The organism is Limnohabitans sp. Hippo3 (assembly GCF_003063665.1).
Classification (GTDB): Bacteria; Pseudomonadota; Gammaproteobacteria; order Burkholderiales; family Burkholderiaceae_C; genus Limnohabitans_A.
The window spans coordinates 1-7521 of the sequence record NZ_NESF01000023.1 but is presented as its reverse complement, the minus strand read 5'-3'; the positions used below and the strand labels follow the sequence as shown (position 1 = coordinate 7521).

Below are 7521 nucleotides of genomic sequence, written 5' to 3'. Positions count from 1 at the left end.
AGCTGCCAGTCCTCATCGAGGCGAACAAATTCCGACGGCTGCACCGAGCACTCCATGGCCTTCTCCTTCCATACGCAATGGAGAAGAGCATATCTCAAATTGATATTTTAAGTTAGCGCATATGCGCGTATGCGGGTATCCATGACGACCGAAGGCATGGACCCCCGATCAAGCCGGGGGTGACGAAATCAGGAGCCATGGAGCTCCAATCAGGTCGGGGGTGACCAATGCTCTGTCATACCCGCGAATGCGGGTATCCATGACTGACGAAGACATAGACCCCCGATCAAGCCGAGGGCGACAAAGTCAGGAGCCATGGACGCCCAATCAAGTCGGGGGTGACGAATTAGGAGCCATGGACCCCCGATCAAGTCGGGCATGACAAAAGATAATCACATAACCCTAAAAACCCAACCCATAAAATTTATAAATACAACTAAAAATCGGTTGTATATCCAAATTGTCCGGTATTCAGGCAAACTCTGATGTATATTCAGCGCTCTTATCATTTAAACAGGATCTACCATGACCTCCAGCTACAAAGAATTATTGGCCCAACGCGACGCTTTGGAGCAAGCCATTGCCCAAGCCCGCCAAAATGAAATCTCCAGCGCCGTGACCAAAGTGCGCGAACTGGTGGCCGAATATGGACTGACTGCGCAAGACATCTTCCCGGGTCGCGGCAGCAAATCCGGCGCACCCAAAGCCGCCAGCAAAGTCGCTGCCAAATACCGCGACCCCGCCACAGGCCAAACCTGGACAGGCCGTGGCAAAGCCCCCAAGTGGATCGAAGGCAAAGACCGCGCACCTTTCGTGATCGCCTGAAACACCTTTTGAGCCCAAGCACTCAACCCCGCGCAAGCGGGGTTTTGTTTTGGCGAACACCTTGCACGCAGATGGGCCAACATGCGGCCGCCTAAAATAGGTTCAGAGACAGCAGCAAAGACAGAATGACCCAAAACCCGCCAACGCCAGACAAGCTTTTTTTGGAAAGCACGCCACCCGACCGCTGGTACCTGGCCTACACCAAGCCCCGCGAAGAGAGAATCGCCGAGGCCAACCTGCAGCAGCAAGACTTTGAAGCCTATTTGCCGCTGTACAAAAAATTCAAAAAAACCGAGCAAGGCCCCGTCGCGCTGTTCGAGCCCATGTTCCCGCGCTACATCCTGTTTCGGCCAGGCAAACCCGAGCAAAGCATTTCGGCCGTGCGCAGCACCAAAGGCATCGCCACCATCGTGCGTTTTGGCTTCGAGCCCGCCACGCTCCACGACGACCTCGTGCAACGCATCCGCCAACTCGAACAAGACCGCAACCACGCCACCCTGCAAGAACTCAGCAACCTCAAGGCCGGCCAAACCGTGCGCCTCAAACACACGGCTCTGGGCGGTGTTGAAGGGCTGATTCAAAGTGTCTCCAGCAAACGCGTCGCTGTCTTGCTGGAAATCCTGGGACGCCCCACTGTGGTTCAGTTGGAGCATCATCAAGTCGAAGTGAACACCTGACGGGGGATGGATGCCCGCATGCGCGGGCATGACGCAAGCGGGGGATGGATGCCCGCATGCGCGGGCATGACGCAAGTGGGGATGGATGCCCGCATGCGCGGGCATGACGCAAGCGGGTGATGGATGCCCGCATGCGCGGGCATGACAAAAAGAACTGCCATGCCCGCACTTCCTCTGTCATGCCCGCACCCCCTCTGTCATACCCGCGAATGCGGGTATCCATGACAGTCGAAGGCATAGACCTCCGATCGAGCCGGGGGTGACAATGACTAAATGGATGCTCGATCGAGCCGGCATGACAAAAGAGCTGTCATACCCGCATCCCATTTCGCACCCCACACATATGCCTCTAAAATCTGCAATCGTCCAGATTTGCCCCACGCTTTGACCAATCCCGCCCCCCGCAACCCCATGCCGCAGCACATCGCCATCATCATGGATGGCAACCGTCGCTGGGCCAAGAACCGCTTTATGCCGGCGGCGCTGGGGCATGCTGCCGGGGCCAAGCAAGTGCGTGACATCGTCAAGACCTGCGCCGAGCTGGGGGTGGCGCACCTGAGCCTGTTCGCCTTCAGCACCGAAAACTGGAAGCGCCCCGAAGAAGAAGTCTCCAGCCTCATGGGCCTGTTCATGACCTACCTGCAAAAGGAAGTGGACAACATGAACACCAACGGTGTGCGCCTCAAAGTGGTGGGCGACAAAAGCCGGTTCGCCCCCGTGCTGCAAGAACTCATTGTGCGGGCCGAACAACAAACCGCCCACAACACCCGCATCACCCTCACGGTCTGCGCCAACTACGGCGGCCGCTGGGACATGGTGCAAGCCGCCCAAGCCTGGCAGCAAGCCCACCCCGGTCAAAGCCTGCGAGACATGACCGAGGAAACGCTGGCCCCCTACCTCAGCACGGCTTACGCCCCCGAAGTCGATTTGCTCATCCGCACGGGCGGCGAATCGCGCATCAGCAACTTCATGCTTTGGCAATCGGCCTACGCCGAAATGTTCTTCACCGACGACCTTTGGCCCGAATTCTCGCCCGCGCGTCTGAAAGAAGCCATCACCTGGTTCGCCACCCGCGACCGCCGCTTCGGATCCTCGGCACCGCTTTGATGCCCTGATGGCCTTGGGTCCTTACGGGTTAACCCGCGTAAAAATTCAAAAAATCCCCTGGAAACTTTCTTTCGTGCACTCTTTTGGGGTAATTTTTGAAGAGCCCCTACTGTTCTTAAGAATACAATCATAGGCTGTCCAAAATACCCACTTCGCCAAGCTTCGCGTCAGAAACTGCGCCTAAGCTGATTGGCTACGGGTTTGGGCGTAGTCTGCATTCACCTTGCCGGACTGCGGTAGCTTGCCCGGGCCACTTGTTATGGTCGCTCACCGCTTGTCATACCCGCGCACGCGGGTATCCATGGCAGTCGAAGGCATGGACCCCCGATCGAGTCGGGGGTGACAGAGCATAGTTGTCATACCCACGCAGGCGGGTATCCACCGCAGCCGAAGGCATGGACCCCCGATCAAGCCGGGGGTGACAGAGCATACTTGTCATACCCGCGCATGCGGGCATCCATGGCAATCGAAGGCATGGACCCCCGATCGAGTCGGGGGTGACAGTGCAGAGTTGTCATGCCCGCGCATGCGGGTATCCATGGCAGTCGAAGGCATGGACCCCCGATCGAGTCGGGGGTGACAGTGCAGAGTTGTCATGCCCGCGCATGCGGGTATCCATGGCAGTCGAAGGCATGGACCCCCGATCGAGTCGGGGTGACAGTGCAGAGTTGTCATGCCCGCGCATGCGGGCATCCATGGCAATCGAAGGCATGGACCCCCGATCGAGTCGGGGGTGACAGTGCAGAGTTGTCATGCCCGCGCACGCGGGTATCCATGGCAATCGAAGGCATGGACCCCCGATCGAGTCGGGGGTGACAATGAAGAAATGGATGCCCGATCAGGTCGGGCATGACAAATAAGAGATGGATGCCCGATCAAGTCGGGCATGACAGAAAACTTCAAGTCGGCATGACAGAAAACTTCAAGTCGGCATGACAAAGAGGCCCACGTCGGGCCCGACCAACAGTCAACACTGAACACACCATGACCCATCGCAAAGGCATCATCCTCGCTGGCGGTTCAGGCACGCGCCTGTACCCCGTGACGCAGGCTGTCAGCAAGCAGCTCATGCCGGTGTACGACAAGCCCATGGTCTATTACCCGCTGACCACGCTGATGCTGGCGGGTATCAAAGACGTGCTGCTCATCAGCACCCCGCAAGACACCCCCCGCTTTGCCGACCTGTTGGGCGACGGCAGCCAATGGGGCATGAACATCCAATACGCCGTGCAGCCCAGCCCCGATGGCCTGGCGCAAGCCTTTCTCATCGGCAAAGACTTTGTGGGCAACAACCCCAGTGCCCTCGTTTTGGGCGACAACCTCTTTTATGGCCACGACCTGGTCCGCTTGCTGAACAACGCCAACCAGCGCACCACGGGTGCCACAGTGTTTGCGTACCACGTGCAAGACCCGGAGCGTTATGGCGTGGTCGACTTCGACGCCCAACAGCGCGCCCTCAGCATCGAAGAAAAACCCAAAGCCCCCAAAAGCAACTACGCCGTCACGGGCCTGTACTTTTACGACCAGCAAGTCTGCGACATCGCCGCCGACATCCAGCCCTCCGCTCGCGGTGAGCTGGAGATCACCGACGTCAACAAACGCTACCTGGCGCAAAACCAGCTCAACGTCGAAATCATGGGCCGTGGCTACGCCTGGCTCGACACCGGTACCCACGACAGCCTGCTGGAGGCCGCTGGCTTTATTGCCACCCTGCAAAAACGCCAAGGCCTCATGGTCGCCTGCCCCGAAGAAATTGCCTTCCACCAAAAGTGGATCACCGCTGAGGCCTTGCAAAAGCTCGCGCAACCCCTGGCCAAAAATGGCTATGGGCAATATTTGTTGAACCTGCTCAAGTGATTTTTCTGTCATACCCGCGAATGCGGGTATCCATGACTCCAAAACCACAGATGCCCGATCAAGTCGGGCATGACAAAAGAGAGATAGATACCCGATCAAGTCGGGCATGACCGCAATGCTGTCATAAAACCCAACATGATAGGTTTTAAACCATAATGTCAAGCATCCGCAGCAATGGGCTCAGGTTGGTGGTCTATCCCAATGATCATCCACCACCCCATGCGCATGTGCACGGATCGGGGTGAGAGATTCGCATTGAGCTGTCGATGCCTCCTGCACTGATGACCATCATGGGCAAACCCAAAGTCGCTGAAGTCACCGCAGCCCTGATGGCCGTCGATCCCCATTTGAAGCAGCTCAGAACTTACTGGAGCCAATTGCATGACTAAAGCCAACACACCTGAATGGATCAAGGCAGAACTGGCCCGTGTTGAGGAAGCGCAGGCTAGGGGGCAAGTTGAGCAAACCTCGCGCCTACGCGCCTGCTCTGCGCACTACGACACACGAAAAAAGCTGATTGTCATTGCGCTCGAAAACGGCTCATCTTTTTCTTTCCCGCCCCAACTGGCACAAGGGCTGGGCAATGCACAAGCTTCAGAGTTGACCGACATTGAAATCTCGCCACTAGGCACCGGACTGCACTGGCCCAAACTGGATGCCGACTTGACCGTCGAAGGCCTGCTGGCAGGACTTTTTGGTAGTCGCAGCTGGATGCGCACACATGCAGCCAAAGCAGGCCGCGTTAGATCAATAGCCAAAGCCCAAGCCGCCAAAGTCAATGGGGCCAAGGGCGGACGCCCACGCAAATCTGCGGCGACCCCAGCTTGAAACGTGAACCCCATGCCCTACACCGTCACCCACACCCACATCCCCGATCTGCTCGTCCTCGAGCCCAAGGTCTTTGGTGATGCGCGGGGCTAAAGTTTCATTGAAATGGTTCTCATTATTGACAAATAATCTATTTTGTAAATAATGAGAAGCGCCATGCCTCAAAAATCGCCCCCACTGACCGAACTGACAACAGTCAAGCTTCAGAGCTTGGGCGCGAGCTTGGCCGCCAGGCGCAAAGCCTTGCGCGTCAGTGCTACGGTGGCGGCAGAGGCTGCAGGCATGTCTCGGGTCACGCTGCACCGCATCGAAAAAGGTGAGCCCTCGGTCACCATGGGCGCGTGGAGCAACGCGATTGCCGCCCTGGGCATGCAACTGCAGCTGCAAAACAATGAAACGCTCAAACCAGCGCAAGCAGACCAAACAGGCTGGTGGCCTGTGTCCATCTCACTGGCGGATTACCCACAACTGAAGTCGCTGGCCTGGCAAGTGCAAGGCGCAGACCATTTGACGCCCGTTGAAGCCTTCGACATTTATGAGCGCAACGCCAGGCACCTCGACCTGCCGACCATGGCAGCGCAGGAACAAGCCCTTTGGCAAGCCCTGCAGCAAGCTTTTGGCAAGCGAGCCTCGCATGTTTGAGCGCCCACATCACCAACGCATCGCGCATGTCTTGGCCGCGCTGGATGGCGCCGTAATGGCGCAACACAGTTGCTGGTTTGGCGGCGGCACTTGTATCGCGCTGAAATATGGCGAATACCGCGAGTCGGTGGACATGGATTTTCTGGTGTCAGACCCCGTTGGTTACCGTGAATTGCGACAACTGCTCACGGGCCTCGATGGGCTTGCCCCCATCACGCGCCCGGGGGCCATGCCGCTGGCGCTGGTGCGCGAAGTGCGCGCCGACCAATACGGCATACGCACCCAAGTGCAAATGGACGGGCACGCCATCAAGTTTGAAATTGTGCGTGAAGCCCGTATCGCATTGCAAACGCCCGGGGCACAAGACCAACTTTGTGGCATAGGCACCTTGACGGTGTTGGACATGGCGGCGAGCAAACTGCTGGCCAATGCAGACCGACAAGCAGATGCAGGTGTATTCAGCCGCGACGTTATAGATCTGGCAATGATGGACCTGAGCCTGCCGCAACTGCGTGCCGCACTGGAGAAAGCCAGCGAAGCCTACGGCGCCGCCATCAGCCGGGACCTGGGCAAAGCTATCGACCGAATGGAAAACAAACCCGAATGGCTTGAGCGCTGCATGCAAGCCATGGCTATGAACATGCCCCGAGCCGTTCTCTGGAAAAAAATTCGAACTCTCAGACACGTTTTACCAGTAGCTACGTAACTGACCACGACAAGATGGATGCCCGTTCAAGTCGGGCATGACAAAAAAACTGTCATACCCGCACCTCAACTGTCATACCCGCCACCCTCTGTCATACCCGCCCCTCAACTGTCATACCCGCGCATGCGGGTATCCATCCCCAAAATAATGCCCTACACCGTCACCCCCACCCACATCCCCGACCTGCTCGTCCTCGAGCCCAAGGTCTTTGGCGATGCGCGGGGCTTCTTTTTTGAAAGCTTCAACCAGCAAGACTTCAACCAAGCCACGGGCCTGAATATGCAATTTGTGCAAGACAACCACAGCCGCAGCGCCCAAGGCGTGTTGCGTGGCCTGCACTACCAACTGCAGCAACCCCAAGGCAAGCTGGTGCGCGTGGTGCGCGGCGCGGTGTTTGATGTGGCGGTCGACATCCGCCAAAGCTCTCCCACCTTCGGCCAATGGGCCGGGGTCGAGCTGACCGAAGACAACCACAAACAAGTCTGGGTGCCCCCCGGCTTTGCCCACGGCTTTGTGGTCTTGTCAGACAGCGCAGACTTTTTGTACAAAACGACCGACTACTACGCCCCCCAGCACGAACGCAGCATCGCTTGGGACGATCCAGTCATCGGGATTACCTGGCCACCAGGCCTGCAACCGAAACTCTCCGCCAAAGACCAATCCGCCAAACCCCTGGCCGAGTCAGAACTTTTTTAGCTGTCATACCCACCCCCTAACTGTCATACCCTTTCCCCTCTGTCATACCCGCGCATGCGCATATGCGCTAACTTAAAATATCAATTTGAGATATGCTCTTCTCCATTGCGTATGGAAGGAGAAGGCCATGGAGTGCTCGGTGCAGCCGTCGGAATTTGTTCGCCTCGATGAGGACTGGCAGCT

9 protein-coding genes are annotated in these 7521 nt (G+C 57.5%); all 9 read left to right on the top strand.

What is annotated here, in order from left to right:
- The first annotated feature begins 525 nt into the window (after nt 1–525).
- The 9 genes from B9Z34_RS14315 (at nt 526) to rfbC (ending at nt 7338) form a co-directional block, all read left to right on the top strand.
- Nucleotides 526–825 carry an H-NS histone family protein gene (locus tag B9Z34_RS14315; RefSeq protein ID WP_108428786.1) on the top strand — a complete coding sequence of 100 codons (300 nt, stop codon included), beginning with the start codon at nt 526–528 and terminating at the stop codon, nt 823–825.
- A gap of 161 nt (nt 826–986) precedes the next feature.
- The gene (locus B9Z34_RS14310) at nt 987–1502 is read left to right on the top strand and encodes a transcription termination/antitermination protein NusG (RefSeq protein ID WP_233249638.1); all 516 of its coding nucleotides are present in this window, start codon (nt 987–989) and stop codon (nt 1500–1502) included.
- A gap of 411 nt (nt 1503–1913) precedes the next feature.
- Nucleotides 1914–2609 (top strand): polyprenyl diphosphate synthase, encoded by a 696-nt coding sequence (uppS, locus tag B9Z34_RS14305; RefSeq protein WP_108428784.1) that lies wholly within the window; start codon nt 1914–1916, stop codon nt 2607–2609.
- Nucleotides 2610–3593: 984 nt separating this feature from the next.
- Nucleotides 3594–4466 (top strand): glucose-1-phosphate thymidylyltransferase RfbA, encoded by an 873-nt coding sequence (rfbA, locus tag B9Z34_RS14300; RefSeq protein ID WP_108428783.1) that lies wholly within the window; start codon nt 3594–3596, stop codon nt 4464–4466.
- A gap of 266 nt (nt 4467–4732) precedes the next feature.
- Nucleotides 4733–4855, top strand: coding sequence for a hypothetical protein (locus B9Z34_RS14780; protein ID WP_255417465.1), 123 nt, complete (start codon nt 4733–4735; stop codon nt 4853–4855).
- Complete coding sequence (locus B9Z34_RS14295; RefSeq protein ID WP_108428782.1) at nt 4848–5294, top strand: DUF2442 domain-containing protein; 447 nt, start codon at nt 4848–4850, stop codon at nt 5292–5294. Before B9Z34_RS14780 ends, B9Z34_RS14295 begins: the two co-directional genes overlap by 8 nt.
- 156 nt (nt 5295–5450) lie before the next feature.
- Nucleotides 5451–5936, top strand: a complete 486-nt coding sequence (locus B9Z34_RS14285) for a helix-turn-helix transcriptional regulator (RefSeq protein WP_233249636.1) — start codon at nt 5451–5453, stop codon at nt 5934–5936.
- On the top strand, nt 5929–6642 hold the full coding sequence (locus tag B9Z34_RS14280; protein ID WP_108428780.1) for a nucleotidyl transferase AbiEii/AbiGii toxin family protein: 714 nt from the start codon (nt 5929–5931) through the stop codon (nt 6640–6642). The genes B9Z34_RS14285 and B9Z34_RS14280 overlap by 8 nt, the downstream gene beginning before the upstream one ends.
- Nucleotides 6643–6789: 147 nt before the next feature.
- Nucleotides 6790–7338, top strand: a complete 549-nt coding sequence (gene rfbC, locus B9Z34_RS14275; RefSeq protein WP_108428779.1) for a dTDP-4-dehydrorhamnose 3,5-epimerase — start codon at nt 6790–6792, stop codon at nt 7336–7338.
- Nucleotides 7339–7521 lie beyond the last annotated feature (183 nt).